This is a genomic window from Pseudomonas sp. D8002 (assembly GCF_013385695.1).
In the GTDB taxonomy this organism is placed as follows: Bacteria; Pseudomonadota; Gammaproteobacteria; order Pseudomonadales; family Pseudomonadaceae; genus Aquipseudomonas.
The window spans coordinates 62303-83921 of the sequence record NZ_JACAPM010000055.1; the positions used below are offsets into that span (position 1 = coordinate 62303).

The following is a 21619-nucleotide window of genomic DNA, read 5'->3' on the forward strand; positions in this document are numbered from 1 at the left end:
CTCAGAGGTAAGAAAGGAACAGGCTGTCGAGCAGCCGCGACCACCCGGAAACCATGACGAACAACAGCAGTTTGAGCGGCAGCGAAATGGTCATGGGCGAGACCATCTGCATACCGAGGGCCAACAGCAGGTTGGACACAATCAAATCGATGACGATGAACGGGATGTAGATCAGAAAGCCGATCTCGAACCCCGCCTGCAGTTGCGACAGCACGAAGGCCGGGACCAGCAGGATCAAGTCTTCGCGCTGGGTGCTCTGCGCCATTTCAGGCGGCCACATGCGCGCACTGTTTTCCAGCAGGTGAGTCAACACATCTGCATCGGTGTTGCGCAGCATGAACGCGCGCAACGGCTGTATGGCCGCCTGCCCGGTTTCCAGAAGGCTTTGCACGCTACTCGTGTCCACGGGCGAGGCCTTGACGTTCTCGGCAATCTGGTACCCCACGGGCGCCATGATGAACAGTGTCGCAGCCAGCGCTATTCCGTTGATGGCCATGCTCGGCGGTACCTGCTGCACGCCGATGGCGTTACGGGTGATCATCAGCACAATCACGATCTTCAAGAACGATGTGCAGATGATCAGCAGCATTGGCATCAGCGACAACGAACCTAAAAACAGCGCCAGGACAAGAGGGTCGACCCCCTGAAATGTCATCGCGAAAAAATCACGCGGGACAACTGCAAACCAAGGCGCCCATCTACTTCCACCAACTGCCCTTGCCCTATCGGCCTGTCGCCGTAATAAAGCCCGGCCATGCCCGGCGCGTACCCGGCAATGCCCAACACCGCACCGGGGGCGAGATTGCGCAGTTCGCCCAGGGTCAGGTTCAGGGTGCCACAACGTACCGTCAGGGCCATGTTCAACTCATCGAAAGGCTCGTGGCCAAAGACATCCACTACCGGTTCATCCAGCTCATCCCCCGGGTACTGCGATGTTGCAAAATCCTCGTCCACGGACGTTTCCTCGATCGAAACAAGCGTCAGGCACAACGGCCCGGATTCATCATCAATGCACCCTTGCAGCCGGTGCTTGCCGACATACAGGTGACCATTGCCCTGCACATCGAAAAAGGGTTGCTCAAGCATCACCACGTCACCGGCACGGACACCGCTCAATTGCGTGATGGATAGCTTCAGGCGGCCCAGGGTCATCGCCACTGCCAACTGGAACGACGCCGGCAATGGCCCCGCTATCGACTGCCACGGACCGGCCTCGCACAGTGCCAGCAAGCGCTCAGGAGTCAGCCACAGGTAACCCACGACCCTGGACTTCCCCAGCGTCACCGTGAAGCGACAACCGAAGTTCAATTTCCTGGGCGCCGGCAGCAACCGCAGGAAGCCAAACAGTCCCCGCACCTGCGGGCTCAGGTGGTGCTGGAACAGTTCCCAGAACCACGAGTCTGGATCGTTGTCGGCCTCCGCCAGCGTCACCGGGCACTCCCCCAGCAGGCTGAACAGCGGCCCTGGTTCGGCGAAAGCCAGCACCCCGCAGGCGCTCTCGAAAAACAGCGGCTTGACGCCTGCGGGGGCACGGCCCGGTTCCATCAACAGTTCACCGTTCTGCCCCGCGACCTGAAACGCCATGCGCAAGCCGCGCCCCAGCCTGCGCCGCGCCGCGACATTGGCGCCGCTGACCACCGGCAAGGTTAAAAACGGCATGATCATGCCGGGTCCACATGTGCCAGGTGTACGGTGACAGGCTGCGCCAACGCGCCGGCCAGCCCGTCCTCAAGGTGCTGGCGCACCCCAGGCAGCCAGCGCGCGGTGCGCTCTTCCTGCGCCTCCAGCTCAACGTTCCAGGTACCTTGCTCGCGGCGCACGCTGGCGTTGATCCGCCCCAGGCTCGGCAGGTAAAGCACAGCGTGCAAAGGCCACTGAACAGCGGCGTGAATCCGCGGTACCAACTGCTCGGTCATGGCCGCGATCATCGCGGCATGACTTGATGCAGGGGTTCCCGGTAGGGCGGAACCGAAACCGCCCCCTTCATCATCGTTGCCAAACAGCTGGGCAAATAACCGTCCGTGCTCCCATGGCACTATCGCCCCCGGGCCGGGTTCACGTTCATCCCGAGGCTCGCCCGGACGCGGGCGCTCAGGACTGTTCACTGGAACTTGCGTCATGTTTCTTCCTGCACGGCTTCTTCCTGCCCCAACAAAAGGGACAGTTCCTGGAGTTTTTCAACCTCGCGCAAGCACTGGGTAACCTGCTTCTGCGCGCTGTCGATGTGGATCAACTGCTCATCGCGCTGGCCGTGCAGCTCATGTAACTGCCCTTCTTCGCGGCGGGTGTCGGCGGACAACGTGCGCTCCTGGGCATTCCAGGACTTGATGTCCTGGAACGAGATCACTTGCCCTTGATGCTTGCTCAGCAACTCAGCGGTTTTCCGGGCTTCGTCTAGCCGGGTCTGTTCAAGGGCATCCGCCGCCTGCCGGATCTGCAACAGCAGCGCTTGCTGTTGCCTTTTGGCGGCACGCAGCGCGCGCTCCGCCCGGTCAGCCCGGTGCTTGCGCAAACGCCGCAAGGTATCGATTTCAGAAAGGGACATCGGTGGTCAACTCCATCAATTGGTCCAGCGTCATCGCCATCGCGGCCGGCTCACGCAGGTCCTGGCGCAGAAAGCCATCGACGGCCTGGCGGCTGTCCACCGCCAGGTCGGTCAGGGCATCACTGCCGGGTTGGTACTCGCCCAACTTGAGCATCAGTTCGATCTGCTGGTACGCCGACAACAAGCGGCGCAAGGCGGTGCCCGCTCTTATATGCTCGGGCGTGGCGACGTTGCTCAAGATCCGCGAAAGGCTGCCCAGCACATCCACCGCCGGGTAGTGGCCACGCTCGGCCAGCTTGCGTGACAACACGATGTGGCCGTCGAGCAGGGAGCGCACTTCATCCGCTACCGGATCGTTCATCGAGTCCTGCTCGATCAGCACGGTGTAGATGGCGGTAATCACTCCGTCACGGGTCAGCCCGGCCCGCTCCACCAGGCGCGGCATCAGGCTGTATACCGACGGTGGCAAGCCGCCGCGGCCCAGGGGCTCGCCCGCGGCCAGGCCGATTTCACGCTGGGCCCGGGCAAATCGGGTCAGGGAGTCAATCAGCAGCAGTACCCGCTGGCCCTTGCGCCGGAACCCTTCGGCCAGCGCTGTCGCAGTGAACGCCGCGCGGGCGCGTTCCATGCTTGAGCGGTCGGAGGTGGCACACACCAGCACCGCCTTGGCGCGCAGTTGATCATCCAGCTCATGGTCGAGAAATTCCCGCAGCTCGCGTCCGCGCTCACCAATCAACCCGAACACGATCACATCGCACTCGACGTTTCGGGCGATCTCGGCCAACAAGGTGGTCTTGCCGCAGCCCGCGCCGGCGAACAGGCCGACGCGCTGGCCTTCTCCCAGCGTGACCAATCCATCGATCGAGCGTACGCCGGTGGACAACGCCCGGCTGATCCTCGGGCGTTCGGTAGGCAACGGCGCCTCGCACAACACCGTGCTCGCCTCTGCGATGTCGGCCTCCACAAAGGCGCTGGGGCCATCGCCCGCAATCGGCCGGCCAAACCCATCGAGCACCTGGCCGAGCAAATCGTCGCCGACCCGTACCCGGTGTGGCACCCCCAGGCGTTGCACACTGGCACCCACGCGCACGCCTTCAAGATTGCCCAACGCACTGAGCACTGCATCCTGCTGGTCGAAACCGATGATCTCCGCCAGCATGTATTCACCGATGGACTTTTCGACCTGGCACAAATCACCGATGCGCGCCTGGGGCAGCCGGCATTGCAACAACATGCCGTTCACCCGCTGGATACGACCGCGCACCGACACCGGCGCGAAGCTGACCAGCGCACTCGACTGACGTTGCTCCCAGGCCTCAAGACGGGCTTGCAGGTCACGGCTCACCAGCGCACCTCGAAGCGTTGCTTACCGTCGAACACCACTTTGGTGTTATCGATCAGCACCAGTCGCAAGCCGTCCACTTCATCCCCCACAAACAGTCGGTTCCCCTGCTCCAGAACCACGTGACCGTTGGGGCCGCCGACAATCTGCAAAATCTTGAAAGGGAACGTTCCGTCGCGAGTCCTGACCCGGCTCATCACCGGCACCGCGGTATCGAACTGTTCGCCAAACCGGCTGAGCATGCGCGATACCAACTCCATGTCTTCCTGGAGTACATCGCCGTCGAGCAGCACCTGGTCATTGACCAACTGGATGCTTATACGGTTGATCAATTCGCGCTCGCTGAGCATCCTGAGCAACTGCTGGCGCACCTCGAAAGGTGAGGCCAGCTCGTTCTTGCGGATCACCGGTGACATCAACGACGCCTGGGCTTCGCGGTCACCGCTAGTGGTCATGCCCAGCGCGGCTATGATGACCGCAACGACGACGACCAGGCTGATCAAGCGTTTCTGCTGCGTGCTCGAAATTGAAGAAAGCTTCAGCGGCACGAGGGGCTCGGCCGCAGGCGTGGGCGCCTGTTCGGCAGTCACCGTCGGCTGGGGCCAGGGCTGGTCGGCGCGGGTGACGCAGAGCCGAACGTTGCCAATCGAAAATGTCGTGTTGAGTGCCAGGTCGGCAATCTGCGCCAGGATCAGGCCGGCGGCATCCTGCATCACCCCTCCCTCGGCCTGCACCGACCAGCGCTGGTCAACACACTGCAATCGCACATGACGCTCGGCAATGCCCGGGTCGTATAGCGCCAGGTCAGCGTCAGGGTGCGCACCAATGCTCCACTGCTCGCCGAACAACGGCAGCGCCGCCCCCTGGTGCATACCATCGAGTACTCGTAGCTCAAACATTGTCAGGCCCTCATGGCCGCACGGACCAACCGGCCCCACGCAGCACCGTCCGTTTCAAGGCAATGCGCAATCGCCAAAACAGTACTCATGCCACGGCCCCACGCAGCAGATCGTCATGACTCAGGTCAAACCGCCCCAGCACCTTGACCTTCGACGAACTGCCCAACTCGGCAAACGACAACACCGGCACATGGTTGAACTCTTCCACAAGCAATGTCCGCAGGGGGCTGCGCAAGTCTTGCGCAACCAGCAGCACACTTTTGCTCTTGGCCCGCACGGTAAAGGCTTGCTTGAGCAAGCTCACCAGCGTCGCACTGCTGTCGTTGTCGAGGGAAAAGAACACCCCGGTCTGGGTCTGGCGCAGCGCCTCGCGCAGGACATTCTCGGTATGCGGTGACAACAACCAGGCGTGCAGGCCATCAGCTTCGCTGTACTGGTGCAGAATCTGCGACTTGAGGGCGATTCGCGCATAGTCGGCCAGGGCATCCGCTTCACGCTCATGCTGGCCGTACTCGATCAACGACTCGACAATCAACCGCACCGCCCGCAGCGGAACGCCCTCGCTGGCCAGGCGCTGCAACACGGCAGAGAAGCGCGAAAGCGGCATGATCCGCTGCAGCTCCTGAACCAGCTCCGGCTGGTTGAACTCGAGCCAGCTGAGAATCGACTTGCACTCCTGGATACCGAGAAACTGCGGCCCGCTGAGCAGCATCGCGCGTGTCATGCGCTCGATGATCAAGTCATGGGCGGTATGGCGTTCAAGCTGTGCATCGTCGAGCAGCGGATCATCGGGCGCCAACCATAACCAGTCTTGCTCGTCTCGCTCCGCCAGACCCTGGGTACCTGCTTGTGGCTCGACGCCCAGCGCCGCCGATTCCACCGCGACCCGATCACCGAAGGTAGCTTTGATCACAGGGACTTCGTGCACGCAAAAGCGAAACTCATCGTCGGATAAGGCGGGAATAAACTCGACGTTAAACGGCGGCAGTGTCAGGCCGATATGGGCAACCAGGCGGTTTCGGGCCTGGCGAATGCCATGAACCACTTGCGCTGTTCGGTCAGAGCCCTGCAGGCCCGATGAAAACTGCAGCAAGTAAGGCCGGGATGGATCAAAGGCGCGCAGGTCTTCGTCACCGTTTATCTCCGCCGGGACGGCGTCAGCCGCCGCATCTGCGGGCGCGTCCTGCTTTTGACGCTGACGCATGAGGTAATAACCCAGCGAGCCCGTCATCAGCGAAATGAGGATAAAGACCACCGTCGGCATGCCCGGAAGCGCTGCAAAAGCCAGCATGCCGATCGAAGCAATGATCCAGCTCTTGGGCTCACTGGTCATTTGCCGGGCGATTTCGGCGCCCATGTTATTGGCCCCTTTATTCGCCCCGGCCGGTGCCACACGGGTAATGATCATGCCGGCGGTCAGGGAGATCAGCAGTGCGGGAATCTGCGCAATCAGGCCATCGCCAATCGTCAGTACCGAATACAGCGCCATGGAGTCGGCGGCGCTCATGCCATGCTGGAACATGCCGGTGCTGAACCCGCCCAGCAAGTTGATCACCACGATAATCAGCCCGGCCACGGCATCGCCCTTGACGAACTTCATGGCCCCGTCCATCGCCCCGAACAGCTGGCTCTCACGGGACAACTGCTCGCGTTTGTCGCGCGCCTGTCCACCATCGATCAGGCCGGCACGCAAGTCGCTGTCGATGGACATCTGCTTGCCGGGCATGGCATCCAGGCTGAAGCGCGCCGCCACTTCGGCGACACGCTCCGAACCCTTGGTGATCACCAGGAAGTTGACGATGGTCAGGATCATGAAGATCACCAACCCCACCGCCAGGTTGCCCCCCACCACGAAGTTGCCGAAGGCCTCCACAATGTCACCGGCGTCCTGCTCCAGCAGGATCAGGCGCGTGGTCGCAATCGACAACGCCAGGCGGAACATGGTGGTCAACAGCAGGATCGACGGAAACGAGGAAAACGCAAGCGGCCCGGGCAGGTAAAGCGCCAGCACGATCAACAGGCACGAAATGCAAATGTTGACGGCAATCAGGATATCCACCAGCCAGGTCGGCAACGGCACGATAAAGATGAACACAATGCCCAGGATCACGACCGCACCCAGCACCTCGGCGCGTTGTGCAACCTTGAGCAGTATCGCGTTGACTGCCCGCAGCGCACTCATGAGTGGTTTATCGGCAGCGCGCCGACATGCCGGGAGCCTCGTTCGATGCGAGCGTACTCATCCATTACCACCATGAAATTGTGCAACGCTTCCTGGCGGCCCTTGCTGTCGCGCCACAACGCCAGGGGCAGGCTCCCGAGCACGGGGTAAAGGGCATTGAGCGAAACAATCTGGACGGATGATGCCGGCCCACCCAACTCGCAGGCCAGGCGCTGGACTTCGGCAGACGCGATGCCCGTGCCCGCGTAACCGAGAATGCGCTGCAGCAGCGCTACGGTGTCCCGATCAATTTCGGGGTGCAATACGGCCAGCCGATCGATCAAGTCACGGCAGCTGGCCAGCACACTGCCCAGTTGACCACAACTGCTCAACCCCAACAGCAAGGTGCGCAGCTGGGCGGTGGGGAGCGAAGGGCAATACGCCGCAATGTCGTCTGCCAGGGCCCGACGCATCAATTTCAACCCGCGGCCAAACTCATCGCCACCGAACAACCCCAACAGCGCCTGCATCATGCTGGCGAGCGATTGCCGGGCGACCACGCTGGCGTAATACACACTGCGTACCGCCTGCCGCAAACTCGGGTCGTCACTGCTTGCCTGCAAGGCCTGCGCGATGTTCAAGCCGGCCTGGATCTGCGGCTTGAAGCGGACCTCCAGCCGCGCCAGGGCATCGCTGGCCAGCGCCGCCTCGGAGGTACGCGCTTCAGCTTGTGCCTGCGCAGCCACCTGCTTGAGTACGACAAACGTACGGGCCGGGTCGTTTCCTGTCAGCTCCAGCAACTTCTCGAGGCTGGGCTTGAGCAACAGTTGAACCCTGATGGAGCGCGCAATGGTCGCCAGTGTTGCCTGAGCGGGATGGCCCAGTTGCTCATAGAGTTGTGTCAACTGCGCCACAGGCGTCACGCCCAGCCCCAACATACGCCGGCTCAAGGCCTTGCTGTTGAGTTCAACCTCCAGGCCGAACAGCGCCTCGAAATTGTCGACCGCCGTCCCGGCGGGTGCCTGGCGAACTGGCGGGTTATCAATACTCGCTGGAACAGGCTGATCCAGGCTCTGGTTTTTTTGCACATCAATAGAAGGATCAAGTTTCATGGAGATGCCTGGACAGGAAGTTTCGTTTCCTTGTGTGGCTGGCAATCCCGTTACGGTTCCATGTTTATCGACGATACCGGGCATGTGAAAAGATCGGCACGCGCCCGCAGCCACTTGTGCAAAACCTTGCACAAAAAAGCCTGGAAACAAGATATTTATTTATATAAATCAATTGCTTATGAATTTTTTTTCCTTGGCACAGGCAGTGCTAAGAGGGTTCCCGTCGAAATCATTTCGACCGTGTCTACCCTGAGGAAAAAATCATGGATATCCCTATCGATGTTTTAGTTCACCTTACACCTGACCCGCACCGCTCCATCCAGAACCTGTCGGAAGACCACCACAAGAAACTCCGGCGCTTCATTCATAAACGCGTACTCAACCCGGAAGATGCAGACGATATTCTGCAACTGACGTACCTGGAGGCCTGGCGCAGCCGAGACCGCTTCAGCGGCCAGGCCACCGTCAGCACGTGGATGTGCGGGATTGCCCAGAACCTGATCCGCAATCACTTTCGGCGCATGTATGCCAAGCCGGTGCATTGCGAGTTCGATGAGGCGCTGTGGCATGGGCAGGAAGACAACAACAACCTGGACTGGCAGTTCGAGGTCAACCGCAAGCTCGAAAGAACCCTGCGGGCGATCACGGATTTGCCGCTGGAAATGCGTAAAACGCTGTACGCCTCACTGGAGACCGACGGCAGCTACCAGGACACCGCCGACGCCATGGACATCCCCATTGGCACCGTGCGCTCACGTTTGTCCCGGGCGCGCGAACACCTGAAGCGGGCCACCTACAACCCGCTGTAGGCGTAAATCAGGGCACCGGCGCAACGCCGACACCCTTTGCAGGAGCAGTTGATTTACCCGTTTGACGCAAGCGTTGGGCAGCAGGGATATCTGCCCGACTCGATTGACCTGGTATCAGGCCTTTTTGGTACGCGGCAACAGAATCGCCAACACCCCGAACAGCGGCAGGAACGAGCACAGCGTGTACACGTACTCGATGCCGTGGATGTCTGCCAGGTGCCCCAGCAGCGCCGCACCGATCCCGCCAAAACCGAACATCAAACCGAAGAACACCCCGGCGATCATCCCCACATTGCCTGGCACCAACTCTTGCGCGTACACCACAATCGCCGAGAACGCCGAAGCCAGGATAAAGCCGATCACCACGCTCAGGATGCTGGTCCAGAACAGGTCCACATGGGGCAGAATCAGGGTGAACGGCGCCACGCCGAGGATCGAAAACCAGATCACCGCCTTACGGCCGATCTTGTCGCCAATCGGCCCGCCAAAGAACGTACCCGCCGCCACCGCGCCGAGGAACAGGAACAGATGCAGCTGGGAACTGGCCACAGACAGGTCGAACTTCTCGATCAGGTAGAAGGTGAAGTAACTGGTGAAACTGGCCATGTAGAAGTACTTGGAAAACACCAGCAGCCCCAGCACCACCAGCGCGCTCAGCACCCGGCCCTTGGACAGGCCGTGAGTGGCCGCCTGGCCTTGTTTGAGCTTGAACAGGTTCAAGTGGTGGGCGTACCAGCGGCTGATCGCATACAGCACAAACAACGCAAACACCGCGAACAGGCCGAACCAGGCCACATTGCCCTGGCCGAACGGAATGATGATCGCCGCCGCCAGCAACGGGCCGAAGGCCGAGCCGGCATTACCGCCCACCTGGAACGTCGACTGCGCCAAACCATAACGCCCGCCCGAGGCCAGGCGCGCCACGCGGGACGCTTCCGGGTGGAAGGTCGACGAGCCGATGCCGATCAACCCCGCCGCCAGCAGGATCAGGGGGAAGCTGCCCACCTGGGACATCATCAAGATGCCCACCAGCGTGCAGATCATTCCGCAGGGCAACAGGTACGGCTTGGGATGGCGGTCGGTGTAATAACCCACCCACGGTTGCAGCAGGGACGCGGTGAGCTGGAACGTGAGGGTGATCAGGCCGACCTGGGTGAACGTCAGGCCGTAATTGGCCTTGAGCATCGGGTAGATCGAGGGCAGTACCGACTGGATCAAGTCATTGATCAAATGCGCCAGCGCCACCGCGCCGATTACACGCATCACCAACGGGCTGGTTTGCCCGGCGGCAGGCGCCGTAGCCACGGAGGGCTGGGAATTGCTCAGAGCCATGGGAGGTTTTCCGTACAGCAGATGGATGCACAGGTGCAGGTGCGACAATGTGCCACTTTTGGGTGCAGGAAGGCTATCCCGTTAGCAGGCTAACGAGTAGATGAATCGATGCAGCGGTCATGGTTTGTAAAGGGCCAGCAAGATGAATCCCTTTAATTTGCGGGACGTTTCCTAGAGAATCTTTCGGCCTTGTGCCTGGGGGAGTCGGTGGCTAGTCTTCGGTCCGTCGCTGGTTTTCAGTGATCGGGTTTAGCAGCCTGAACTCAATAGGCACACGTTCTACGGTCACGTTTTATGGTGGCTGTGCGTGGGGCACCTTCGGGTGCGCCGGTTTTCCTATTGACTGGTCTGCTAACCCGCGTACAGCCGCCACCCTACGTTTAGCAGCGAAGGTGGCAGCTTCTTCAGGTCAATAGGAGCTACACCATGTTCAAGATCGTCCCCGATCCACCCCGTGACCAGGCCAAAGACCGCGCCGCCTTCACCCGAGCGCTCGACCACTACCTGCCGACCGACCCGCCGCAACCCTCGACCAGCTTCTACGCCATCAGCGACGACATCAGCTTCGAAGACTCCCTGCTCTACACCGCCGACCTGCTGCACAGCGCCTCGGCGACTGCGCTCGACTGTGGCGAACAACTGCAAAGTCCCGAGCGTGCGAAAGTCCTCGCCGTATGGCACCTGCTGGAAATCGCCAAGGCCATGGTCGACCGCTCGATAGAGTGCCTGCACCCGCGCAAAACCTGACGCGCGAACGCCAGAACACCGCAGATCAAATGTGGGAGCGGGCTTGCTCGCGAAGGCGGTGGACCAGCCAATACCTCTGCTGACTGACACACCGCATTCGCGAGCAAGCCCGCTCCCACCTTTTGATCTTCGCTGCCTTGGGACCTGCGCAAACCCCAACCGCTCGTCACCAAACCCGGTGTTTCCCGTTAAACAGTTGATAGCGTAGATAAATTTTCAAAAAAAGCGCTTGACGCATTCCCGTTCTCCGCGAATAATGCGCGCCACTTGGCTACATAGCTCAGTTGGTTAGAGCATAGCATTCATAATGCTGGGGTCCGGGGTTCAAGTCCCTGTGTAGCCACCAAGTACCGATCCATAGATGTCTACAGCAGTCTATGAATCACCTCAAGAAGCCCGCCTAGTGCGGGCTTTCTTGTTTCTGTTTGTCCACCTCTATCTATCCCTATCCTTCCCCTCCGTGTATGCCCACGTGTATGCTTCATAAATAATTGAACTGAAGGCATACAAGGATGAAACGCACAGATATCAAGCGACGCCCTCTCGCTGACACGACACTTTCCAGCCTGGAGCCAGAGGCCGGGACATACCGCGAACTAGACAGCCCAGGGCTGTACTTCAGGGTCAAGCCAAACGGCCAAAAGTCCTGGGAATTACGCTACAAGAAGCCGGACTGCACTGGACGAGGAATGGAATGCCGCAACTGAGCGACTGATGGATTTGGGCGCGCGCATAGTTGCCGTCAGCTACCAAAGAGGCGGGATGGGCGATGTATTGTCTCGGCTTGATGTACCTCGCTTCGGGCCCTTCCATTCCAGACTTGATCGTGCCGAATTGGCAGCAATGGCCCGCAACATTTCCCTGGAGGAACTACTCGCCGCGTAACCTCAAATCAGCCCGCCATCGCGGGCTGTTTACTCTCCCCGTCACGTCCCATCACCTAGCGCAAATGCAGAGCGTTTATAATGAGTAGCGGCTTTGCATGGATGTACTACACGAGCATTGCCTTACTTCTCGGGCATCATTTCTCCCGGATGACCCGCATCTTCGGCGGTCCAGGACGGCACGGTCACAGTAGCTAAGTCCCCCCCAGCCGTTAAATCCGCGACTAAACAATCAAGCCAAGCAGGCTCTAAGCCCAAGGGGTTGGACAATGACGATGGCTGCTGATGACGGTCGTTTTGCCACGCAATGAAACGCTCACGGACGGCATAATCGTCAGAGAAAAACTTTGTGAAATCCTCAAGCTCCTGCCCTTCTAGTCTCGGACTATCCCTCCGCCCAATAAGTTGTTCGAGGGAAGAGTAAAATTTCTTCGAATCTTTGGTCCGGTGGCTTACATACTTCATTAGCTCACCAAGTCGACCACGAAATTTTAAATCTACTTTCTCGCTCAACAGCCGTGCTAATTCGTGGCTGTTTTTTTCCCGGTCTAGTATTTCAACAACGGGAAGGTAAGCCACCATTGACATTGGTTCGGCCAACAATTGTGGACGTGGTTTTCCGCTTACGACATGAATAGGGTCTAGATCCACAACAACTAATGCTTGGTCTGCCTTCGAAAGCGCGTCGGACTCACGCCCCAAATAAATGCCCTTATGCCACCCATGATAAGGGGTCAAAGCACTTACTATCCCCGTATGCCTTGTCGCTTGCGACACGGCATCAATGCCAATGAAGCAGCTCCCTCCCACAAATGCCCTATCCAAAACTGCATTGCAGAATACTGTTGCTGTACCAGACGCCAGTACGCTCGCTTGGCCAGCGTGCCAGTAGTCATTGGTCCGAGACGTAGCGGCCGGAACAAGGAGCACTGAGCGCCGAGGACGCTTAAGTTGGGCCACATCGAGGAGCTCTCCTAACGCCTTGAAGTCCTCGAGAACAATTTCGCTTGCCTTGTCGGCTTGCTTATTGGGAAAGCGTTGAAGTAATGCCGCAATTTCGTTCTGTAGGGGGCGAATATTGGCGGGGCTGGTCATCAAAAAAAGCTCCGAGCAAATTAGCTCCATGCAGTACTGCATTACCGGTGATTTTTCATCAAGGGCAGTCAGAAGTGCTTTTAGGTCCACCATCGTTTTATCAGTGAAGGATGCCCAGCCCACCGTTTCGAGTACCTCGTGCAACAGCCGCTCTTTGGAAAAGAGCGGCTTAAGCGTGTCCCACTGGGGTTGGAAGAACTCCTTAGCCGCCACCGCCCGGTATTTTTTCCCCCTGACAAACTCGAAAGTTTTAGCTTCGTCCACCCCGAGTTGTCGTGCCAAAGCCTCCGGCGGGTGCCATAACAGAGTGAGCGGCTCCATCAGATGTTTATCTGAGTTGCTTGGCTCAAACTGCCTATAAGTGCCGGCCAAAACCCAAAGATTTTTATGATTGGCTAATGCCTTGTCTCTTAACCATTCAATAGTATCGGGTCGGACTGATACTTCTGGGAGAACGAGGAGCTCAACACCCAAGTCCGTACAAGCTTCAAGAGCTCTCTTTAGTAGTGCCCTTCTTCGGTGTTCTGGCCAGCTCTCAATACTTCGCTGCTCTTTCCATTTGTACTCCTGCCCTTGCTTAGAAGCCTCGCTCAAATCCTTGAAATCATCAATACAGTGATCTTCGATTTCATCGTTGACCCAGAGGGGCAGGTCGAAGCCAACTAAGCCCGCCTCTGCAAGAGGATGCGAGTAAGTATCAACGATCTTCCATTGAAAAAGCGCTACCCGCATTTGTGCGTCAGATTTAGCCTCCCCGCGCCTTTTCCAAGAATTCCTTTGGGATGCTCGGAACTCAATATCAAAATTTTGTGAGTCAGGTTCACTCGACTCGCTATTCCTAGAATCATTTACGTCAGAACGTTCTTTGACTGCATCGACCCGACTAGTTGGCTGAGATTGATCACCAGTTGGATCTGTCTTCTGCTCAGCGGCCGGCCGGGGAAAAGTTGCGTTTTCAGCCGTAGCTTTAGGTGCGGTGATTGTTACGTCGGGCAGCACACGCTTACCCCTTTCAGGAGTAGCCATCCCGGTCCAGTCGCCGAGCTTTCGATCTAGCGTATGAACCGATAGCAGCTCATTATCTGCTTTCCTGCGCACCTCGCTCCATACGCTAAGGTTGCGAGCGCCACTGCGAACACGCGCCACCCGATCCGCTGCGCCTATACCGGTATATTGTGGCTTGCTGAGTGACCATTCCTCACTGAAGGCATCTGTGAATTCATCAGTATTGGGGTTGCGACGATATTGAGCAGCTGTGGCGCTAACAACGTGGATACCCAACAGCTCATCCAACTCTTTCATAGCAACAGGAAGAGCCTCAAGCAGCTCTACCCACCTCTCTGTCGAGATTGCAGGTAAACCATCGTACGGCCATACAGCATGCTCACCTACACTGGAAGGATCGCTTTGCCATAGGGAAAGCATTGAATAGATTTTTCGCAAAGGCATTAGGTCGAAAGCCTGTGGACAGGTGCCTTCCAGTATCCCGATTAACGCCAACATCCAATGCCATGGACTGGCGGTTGTGAGGGCTGCCCATTCTCCTTCAATCAACCATTTGCGTATCGCTGTGTAGTCAGGTTGGGGGTCATTGTGCACAGCATCAGGAGGGTTCCAGTTCGCAGGAATTGGAAGCCTATCAGGCATACGTCGCGCACCTCTCTCTCGCGATACCCCCCACAATGAGGACACACATCCCCTTAGTCCAACGGCTGTCGCAGCCAGAACTAACGAGTTTCGCAATGCTTGCGATGCTCCCGCGAGGGGTTCGACTGTGCCAGACTCTTTACAATCGACGGCAGACGCAAGAGCTAGCATCAGAGCGAAGTCTGGACGCAGCCCGGGGCCTTGCTCGCTTAGACAGAGGTTTTGCAAAGCCCATAGAGGGAGTCGATTTAGTACACGTAATGGCACTTCGTGCAGATGATTGCGAAGCCCCATTCCAAACTGCTGGAGCCTAAGCGCCATGGCGCGAGTTTCGGCCTCCATTTCGAATAACTGTCTAGTTTGTTGTTCGGGTGAGGACTCCGAGTCGAATGCGAGGAGCAAGTCCAAAGCACGCTTTACTGTGTTCGGTATACCGTCTTGATCAGTCGACCAAATCTGTGAATCTGAAAGGTAGACCCCCTGTAGCTTCCGCAGCTGCTGCCGTAAAATGTAATGCTCAACAGAGGTTCTAGTCTCGCCTAGTGTTTCATCACGCTCTCCGCCTTCGCCAGCCATATCTACGGCAAGCCCAAGCGCGTCTGCCACCACCCAACCAACTCGCCAGAAGTCTGCGCCGGTATGAGGGATATTGACTACTCGCAGACGTCCGTCTGCGTCGCCATGCCAAGCGCTGACACCAAGCTCAACGTGAGGGACAGGGTCTGCTAACAAGTGCAGTATCTTTCGTCCGCCCTGCTCAGTGCTCACAAAGAGGTGCTGCACGACCGGCACTGCAACATTTCCATCTGCGTCCTCACTTTGTTTCTGCAGGGCAAGGAGAGACGTAAACAGATTCGCTGCAAGGTGGGTTCTACACGTACCGCCTGCCTGTGTAGCTACGAATGTTTTCCACGGTACGGGGGCGCTAGTAGTGCTTCGAGTGAGTAGTTCATTTAGTTTAGCGGGTTTAAGCTCCAGAATTTTTGGCATTGAAACAGGTGCTTCTGCCTCAGTAAGCTCCACGCCAAAAAGTACCACCTGCTCCTTTGGAATGCCTTTTGAGAATCGATATAGCAAATACTTTTCAGGAATGCCCGAATAACCCCAAAATGCTTCCTGAGTACTGAGAGGCAGACTGGGCAAAATAGTAATGGAGTCCGTTTCGCCGTTAATTGTCAGAAGGTGTCCAAAGTACCTTATAACATCGTTAAGTCTAATACTTTGTACGTTACGTATAACCATGTCCAGGGCTAGATCTCGGGCCGCGTCCAAATCTCCTGATGCATCTTGGCCTTGATCCGGCAGCAATAGATCGCAGATCTTTTGGGCGAGCGACGCACTACGCCCCACTGGCCTTCTTTGTACCAACGGGTTAATCGGATGAACATTCGCGTGGGGTTCGCGAAGCTGCTCCGCAGCAAAACAAAGCCATTCGATTCGAGTGAGTTGACGAGATCCTTGAGGGGATGAGGCAGGCGGCATTTCTTGCGGTCGGTCCAGCCTTCGAGCCTTCATTGTAACTAGGCGAGAACGGTGACGGATGTGAATATGATTTACCAAGCTTGGTGGCAGGTTATCAAAGAAATTCGTTGAGCCTACGACGCTTGCCAATGCAACCAGCGTCGCACGATTCCCCGGAACCTGACTCTGGGACTGATCGTTCTCCATCCATGGGTTCGGGGCAAGAAGTTTGTCGAGTCCCTCAACTGCATAAAGCCAGTCATAACCTCGGACGTTAAACTCGGTCGCCCAATCATGTTCTTCGCAAACGTAACGCCACAAATCCCAGTATCTGTCCCAGATCTTCTGTGGGGTGGCATTTTGAGCTGTGAGTCCAGTTGCCACCTCCCACCAAATCCATCGGGCGCAAAGTCCAAGATCAGTCGGTCTCAAATCTGGAGCCAATATAGCTTCTTTGATCTTTTCGTGAATTTTTGAGGGGTTATCCATCAAGCCAGGATGGCGAAGTAGGCGTAAAGCGCATTGGCGATCCATTTGGGGCAAATCGCCGCCGAGTCCCCATCCAGACTCACCATCTCCAACAAATGGAGGCTCCCAGGCGGGCAAAGAAGCAGCGAACCCACGTCCTTCGTTAAGTTGCTGCATGATCTCTGCTGGTGTACCGGATTCAACAGAGTCCCCCTTTAACAACAAGGTAATGTCGAGTTTAGAGGCCGATGCCTGTAGTGTTTGGCGCAGTTCGCTCAGCAGCTCCTCGCTATCGGAAAGCAAGACAATGTCGTCAACGTAACGGGCATAACCTAGACGAGGCATGATGCTCTGATTTGGCCCTTGCCGAACATGGCTGCGCATGAAACGACGCGCGGCCAGGTCCACAGGAAAAAGTGCGATGGTACCTATGTATGCCGATATAACAGGGCCCTGCGGAATACCTATGGACTCTTGGCTAAACTTTGTTTCGCCAGTGTCTGGATCCGGGTAGCTATAGGCAAATAAGCTATCGCATAACCTGTCCACAAAGCACTCAGCAACTAATTCAGGACTTTCCGTTTGCGGCCTGTTAAGCAACGTATAAAAGAAATCCGTACCGTTTCCGATAAGCGCCTGTTTTACAGGATTTAGCAATGCATCTCTTACAACATAGCGCTGGATAGAATCGTAGTACCGCTTCGCATCCAAGCGTAAGACATGTACACGATTGCCAATAGCACTACTCTGTTTGTGCAGCGACTCCATAAACGCCCGCCAACATTGCCCATAAGGCCTAAACATTCCCTGATCGGAAGGTGGTCGCCTACCTTCTAAAACATCCATGTCTACCTGGTAACCAAAGCTGAGTGCAGGCACCTCACCGTCGAGAGCTAGGAGCTCATCCTCGTTTCCGGTGACCTCAAGTCTCTGCTGCGAGGAGTACCAGCGCACAGCTGGGACGTACTCAGAAAACATTTTTCCCGCAGATGTAAGTTGATCATGTCGCTGGGTTAACAGTTCGTTTAGTAGGACCTGCTGCAAATGTAGATCGGCGGGATGTGGCATGACTTTTAGACGGGGGTCATCCAACACTTTGGCATCCGCGCTGAGCTTGCGTGGTAAGTGTACTGCATCATATATACCTGCAGACTCCCACCGTGGAAGCCACAAACGATCAGTTGCTAATTGATCAAATAGTCTGGCGCTAACGTCCAGTGTAAGCCAGACTTCTTCGTCGCAGGGCAACTCGCCACGCCGCGCACCGTGGTACGCGAGCACTCTTGCTTGACGCAGGCGTTCGGCCTGACCGTTTAAGAATACTTCAGATGCCTTAAAACGTTCTCTAGCGATATCTTGATCTAACAATAGATCATGAAGATCTTGCCACCATGTCCCGGCATGCCCTCTTAAATGAGCATTCAGCCAGGCTTCCAACTGATGTAAGGACTGACGTCCGGCCAATTGACGAATACTTCGTGCGACCCGGAATAAAGCTCGTTCCTTCCGGGAAAAAGTCATCGTTGTCCAACTTTCAACTTGTAGCTCGGTCGCATCAGTACGTTCGAGTTCCGCCACCAGCAGAACTGCAACTGCAGGCAAAATGTACTTATCCAAGAGTTCTTTGGCAGATGTTCCTGATGCTTCTTTTTGAAGGCAGGTATCTGGATCCTTACCTAAGCTATTTACGGCATTTTGATCAAAACCCACCCAACGTAATCTCGCACCACGCCAGCCCAATAGACGGCGCACCAGCCGGTTTGCTCCAGTAAGACCAGCTCGGTCGTTATCCATCATGATGACAACATCAAACTCTGTTTGCTCTTGCCCTGCGGGAAGATCCTCCGCTAGCTGTTTGAGCTGCTCAAACTGAGGGTCGCTAAGTGAGGTCCCCATTAGTGCAACTGCATGCAATCCCAAAGATTGAAACCGCAAAGCGTCGAGGAAACCTTCAACCAAATAGAGCGCGGTGGCTTGACTTGCTTTGAGCTCCTTAGCTACCGCCGGTAGTGCTTGATGCGCGTTAAACAACTGATCTGCCTTGCGCAAACCCGGGCTGAGGAGGTATTTAGCAATCCCCTCAGCTGGCACTGCATCAAGGCTTCGGCCTGCGTACCCTTCAATCTTCGATGTGACGCCTTGACCACTACGAATCGGAATAAGGACTCTTCCATCGTGGAAGTAGTCCCGAAATTGATCAGGAATAGTCAATTTGAGTTGGCTTGAATTAGTCTGCTTACGCAGTCGTACCAGAAAGCCAAGTGACAGCAGTCCATCAATTATTTCGAGACGAACACCATGTGACATCGCGCCCAACTCTGAAACTAATACAGAGTGGGTGATACATCGCAGTCCCTCTCGATAAAGAAATTCAGGATCAAAAGAGCGTTCAGCGCACCACGCTTGGAAGCGCGCGGTATCGTGATGCTTATCGAAGGTTTTCTGAGCGAATATAAGCGCGCGTTCTTTCAAACTCTTTTCAGTGGCACGGCCAGTCGTAGTCTGCCGCTTGCTTTTGATTCCAAATGTTTTCGCTAGCCATTGAACAGCAGGGAGGAACTCAACCCCTTGGACTTGCTTTACAAGATCAATCGCAAATCCATGCGCGTCACATGCAAAGCAATGGAAGTGAGCAGGTCCTTGAGCATCGGCAGGGAAGAGATTGAGCGATGGTTTGCTGTCTTGATGAAACGGGCAAATAGTTTTTAGGGTTGTGCCCCGCTGTTCCAACACCATTCCGAGAGACCGAGCCACATCGTGCAGTGGAGCTTTGTCCAAGACTTCATTGATGTCATATACGTCCACGCAACCTCCGAACTGTCGCAAGCATTTCAGCTAATTTTCCTAATCGCAGAGGATAACAACCCCCTGTCAAGGACAAGTCTTTTATCCACAAACTCTTATAGCAAGGTCCTGCCCCAAAAAAGCCAATACGTTTGAGGAGCAGCATCCAGTCAAATCACAATCCGATATGCAATGCGCCGTCGAAGGCAAAGGCGGGTCTGATTGTCTTGCTACAGACGCACCAAGAATTCGTCTACATGGTCCTTGCAGGCCGATCAACGCGATCATAGGCATAAGCCAATCCAAGGTACCCCGGACCTGCATGATAAAGACGGTGAAATCCATTTCCTGACCTTTAAAATCCTTGAGATGCTCTGGATAGTAACTAAATCGAGAGTAAAAATGACCGGAAGCATCGCGGTCTTTCAAAATAAATTAAGGGTCAACACCTCATTTCACCAGCGTAAGCTATTGGCGGGAAGCGGCCCTAATTTAAACATAAGCAAACACTGCAAGCGGCCAGCTCAAAATGCCATCCGATGTAACACCCGTACCGCTTGTAACACTTCAATCTGGGTGCGATGCACAGAGGTGTAACTCAAAAAAAATACTTATAAATCAATAGAATAATAAACATCGTGACACCTGTAACACCTGTAACACCAATTTTCAGCCCCCTAGCCCCGTAAGTGGCTCAACCTTCAGCGATGTGGGTCATGCTCATGTCTCTCCCGCTTGAGATTCCCAGGGGGCCCCTGCAGGGTTGATTAGATACGGGGCGTGAAACCCGCGGGACCGTGTTAGCGGAAGGGCACCCGGCTTAGTGAACAGGTGAATCTGGTGAACTCCAGTTCACCTGTGCATATGCCCTACCCTCTCAGCCTTCTACGAGTACCGTTACCAATACGGTAACGATGCCCTTTTTTGTTCAAGATCCTTTCAATTTCAACATTGAAATTTCAGTAAGCTGGTGTGATTGCCGCTACCACGATCCCGCGGGTTTCATGCCCCGTGTACTTGTTAACTCCTCAGGGTCCCCAGCGACTTTCTGAAGCTGGAGGAGAAGCTATTGCAATCAGGGTCGCTGGAGCCTGCGCACCCAGGTATCCCATGACTCAACTCGAATCGGCGGCACCATCTCACGTTCAAAAGCGTATCTCTTATCGCTCTCCAACCGGTCATCGACAGTCCTCCCACCTATGAGGACCGTCCGGATGTTGATTTCTTTCTGAGGATCAACCTGAAGCCGACCGTACGGCCCAACAAATGCACTGTGGACCTGCTCCCCACTCTCCGCTCGCTCCCTAAGAGAATGGACATGATCCCTAAAAGACGAGCCGCCTTTGTAGATATGGCTAATTCGATCCCTGATCTGAGCTGCTGCTTGGTTTACTTTGTGGTTGAACGCCTTGTAGTGGTCAGCATTTAGCAGGTTGAAATTCGCACCCTTCACCTCTATTAGAATCACATCCATGCGAGATCGACCCGTAAACACAACGAAGTCCACCTGTCCATCACCGACTGGAAACTCTGCAAAGCATATGTACTCATCGTCAGGCTTTGCATAGGCCTCACCAAAAATTGAGAGATCTCGTTTCAAAAGACGTTGAATCTCTCGCTCTCCAGCTCCGGTTTCAATTAGCTCTTCAATCTCTGCCCTGGACACCATGGACTCTGCTATTTCGAGGCGCCGCTTGATTGTCGATTGACTTTGCTGCCAAGGAGAGTCGATGAATGGGTCACGTGAATAGCGCAATTGATCCGCTCGATAAATGATCCGGTGGTTCTGCTCGCTTCGCTCATCAAGCTCTTCGGGTTCACATCCCAACAGCTCCAATGCTGCTGGTCTACTTATGGACTTCCACTGCGCCCCTCGTAGGGAGCTCAGGCTCACAATTTCAAACCTGTCATCAAGGGGATCTTTACGTTCATCGTGGTCAATATAAATCGCCACCCCTAAGACAATGCCCAACTTTTGAAGGTCTGGAATGATCCGCTCGATCGCATTACTGACTGACATGCCGTCGTTTTTTCGATCCAGCTCGGTAAGCAAGACTACAGTCCCTGCATCTGTCACAAATGATCTCACCCGGCACATACCGCGATCTAACCCCCCGAATCCATCAGGATAGTTGTGCACAAAATCGATAACTTTCATTTAGCTTCCTTTCTAGTTCCCAGGTCGATGAGAAACGTGGATTGAGATGACGACAGCCCTGGTAAACGAGGATATCCGCACTAATGGGGTTACTCCACTGACCATCTGGTGGTGCTTTACCAAGCGGGGATACCGAGAGGACAGCAGACAGAAACATGCAGCTTGTATGCCTACT

Annotated in this window: 13 protein-coding genes, 1 tRNA gene and 1 pseudogene; 4 read left to right on the forward strand and 11 right to left on the reverse strand. The window is 56.1% G+C overall.

Annotated features, from left to right (window positions below):
- Nucleotide 1: 1 nt before the first annotated feature.
- From sctR to sctW, 8 genes are all read right to left on the reverse strand, one after another.
- Complete coding sequence (gene sctR / locus HX807_RS28570) at nt 2–655, reverse strand: type III secretion system export apparatus subunit SctR (protein WP_003208361.1); 654 nt, start codon at nt 653–655, stop codon at nt 2–4.
- Nucleotides 652–1665 (reverse strand): FliM/FliN family flagellar motor switch protein, encoded by a 1014-nt coding sequence (locus HX807_RS28575; protein ID WP_008430697.1) that lies wholly within the window; start codon nt 1663–1665, stop codon nt 652–654. The genes sctR and HX807_RS28575 overlap by 4 nt, the downstream gene beginning before the upstream one ends.
- Nucleotides 1662–2120, reverse strand: a complete 459-nt coding sequence (locus HX807_RS31820) for a type III secretion system HrpP C-terminal domain-containing protein (RefSeq protein ID WP_238544201.1) — start codon at nt 2118–2120, stop codon at nt 1662–1664. The genes HX807_RS28575 and HX807_RS31820 overlap by 4 nt, the downstream gene beginning before the upstream one ends.
- Nucleotides 2117–2545, reverse strand: a complete 429-nt coding sequence (locus HX807_RS28585) for a YscO family type III secretion system apparatus protein (protein ID WP_003208357.1) — start codon at nt 2543–2545, stop codon at nt 2117–2119. The genes HX807_RS31820 and HX807_RS28585 overlap by 4 nt, the downstream gene beginning before the upstream one ends.
- Nucleotides 2532–3890, reverse strand: a complete 1359-nt coding sequence (locus HX807_RS28590; RefSeq protein ID WP_177051826.1) for a FliI/YscN family ATPase — start codon at nt 3888–3890, stop codon at nt 2532–2534. The genes HX807_RS28585 and HX807_RS28590 overlap by 14 nt, the downstream gene beginning before the upstream one ends.
- Complete coding sequence (locus HX807_RS28595; RefSeq protein WP_177051828.1) at nt 3887–4786, reverse strand: FHA domain-containing protein; 900 nt, start codon at nt 4784–4786, stop codon at nt 3887–3889. The genes HX807_RS28590 and HX807_RS28595 overlap by 4 nt, the downstream gene beginning before the upstream one ends.
- 85 nt (nt 4787–4871) lie before the next feature.
- On the reverse strand, nt 4872–6968 hold the full coding sequence (sctV, locus tag HX807_RS28600) for a type III secretion system export apparatus subunit SctV (protein ID WP_177009594.1): 2097 nt from the start codon (nt 6966–6968) through the stop codon (nt 4872–4874).
- Nucleotides 6965–8059, reverse strand: a complete 1095-nt coding sequence (gene sctW, locus HX807_RS28605; RefSeq protein WP_008430704.1) for a type III secretion system gatekeeper subunit SctW — start codon at nt 8057–8059, stop codon at nt 6965–6967. The genes sctV and sctW overlap by 4 nt, the downstream gene beginning before the upstream one ends.
- 263 nt (nt 8060–8322) lie before the next feature.
- Between sctW and HX807_RS28610 the strand changes: the two genes are divergently transcribed.
- On the forward strand, nt 8323–8868 hold the full coding sequence (locus tag HX807_RS28610) for an RNA polymerase sigma factor (RefSeq protein ID WP_003208348.1): 546 nt from the start codon (nt 8323–8325) through the stop codon (nt 8866–8868).
- A gap of 114 nt (nt 8869–8982) precedes the next feature.
- Here HX807_RS28610 and HX807_RS28615 read toward each other — a convergent pair whose 3' ends face one another.
- Complete coding sequence (locus HX807_RS28615) at nt 8983–10200, reverse strand: MFS transporter (protein ID WP_063033153.1); 1218 nt, start codon at nt 10198–10200, stop codon at nt 8983–8985.
- Nucleotides 10201–10626: 426 nt separating this feature from the next.
- On the opposite strand from HX807_RS28615, the gene HX807_RS28620 reads away from it, so the two are divergent.
- From HX807_RS28620 to HX807_RS28630, 3 genes and pseudogenes are all read left to right on the forward strand, one after another.
- A complete protein-coding gene (locus tag HX807_RS28620; RefSeq protein WP_177039588.1) occupies nt 10627–10947 on the forward strand; it encodes a DUF6124 family protein in 321 nt (106 codons plus the stop codon).
- A 269-nt stretch (nt 10948–11216) separates the two neighbouring features.
- Nucleotides 11217–11293: transfer RNA gene (locus HX807_RS28625), tRNA-Met, on the forward strand.
- Between the two features lie 166 nt (nt 11294–11459).
- Nucleotides 11460–11621 (forward strand): annotated as a pseudogene (locus tag HX807_RS28630) (Arm DNA-binding domain-containing protein); the annotation flags it as partial.
- 333 nt (nt 11622–11954) lie between these two features.
- On the opposite strand, the gene HX807_RS28635 reads toward HX807_RS28630, so the two are convergent.
- Nucleotides 11955–19307, reverse strand: a complete 7353-nt coding sequence (locus HX807_RS28635; RefSeq protein ID WP_177051830.1) for a CHC2 zinc finger domain-containing protein — start codon at nt 19305–19307, stop codon at nt 11955–11957.
- 1054 nt (nt 19308–20361) lie between these two features.
- Complete coding sequence (locus HX807_RS28640) at nt 20362–21444, reverse strand: Shedu immune nuclease family protein (RefSeq protein WP_177051832.1); 1083 nt, start codon at nt 21442–21444, stop codon at nt 20362–20364.
- Between the last annotated feature and the right edge of the window lie 175 nt (nt 21445–21619).

Bases quoted from the DNA above. Each gene is read 5' to 3' on its own strand.
- sctR (WP_003208361.1), bottom strand. From the start codon at position 655: ATGACATTTCAGGGGGTCGACCCTCTTGTCCTGGCGCTGTTTTTAGGT.
- HX807_RS28575 (WP_008430697.1), bottom strand. From the start codon at position 1,665: ATGATCATGCCGTTTTTAACCTTGCCGGTGGTCAGCGGCGCCAATGTC.
- HX807_RS31820 (WP_238544201.1), bottom strand. From the start codon at position 2,120: ATGACGCAAGTTCCAGTGAACAGTCCTGAGCGCCCGCGTCCGGGCGAG.
- HX807_RS28585 (WP_003208357.1), bottom strand. From the start codon at position 2,545: ATGTCCCTTTCTGAAATCGATACCTTGCGGCGTTTGCGCAAGCACCGG.
- HX807_RS28595 (WP_177051828.1), bottom strand. From the start codon at position 4,786: ATGTTTGAGCTACGAGTACTCGATGGTATGCACCAGGGGGCGGCGCTG.
- sctV (WP_177009594.1), bottom strand. From the start codon at position 6,968: ATGAGTGCGCTGCGGGCAGTCAACGCGATACTGCTCAAGGTTGCACAA.
- sctW (WP_008430704.1), bottom strand. From the start codon at position 8,059: ATGAAACTTGATCCTTCTATTGATGTGCAAAAAAACCAGAGCCTGGAT.
- HX807_RS28610 (WP_003208348.1), top strand. From the start codon at position 8,323: ATGGATATCCCTATCGATGTTTTAGTTCACCTTACACCTGACCCGCAC.
- HX807_RS28615 (WP_063033153.1), bottom strand. From the start codon at position 10,200: ATGGCTCTGAGCAATTCCCAGCCCTCCGTGGCTACGGCGCCTGCCGCC.
- HX807_RS28620 (WP_177039588.1), top strand. From the start codon at position 10,627: ATGTTCAAGATCGTCCCCGATCCACCCCGTGACCAGGCCAAAGACCGC.
- HX807_RS28640 (WP_177051832.1), bottom strand. From the start codon at position 21,444: ATGAAAGTTATCGATTTTGTGCACAACTATCCTGATGGATTCGGGGGG.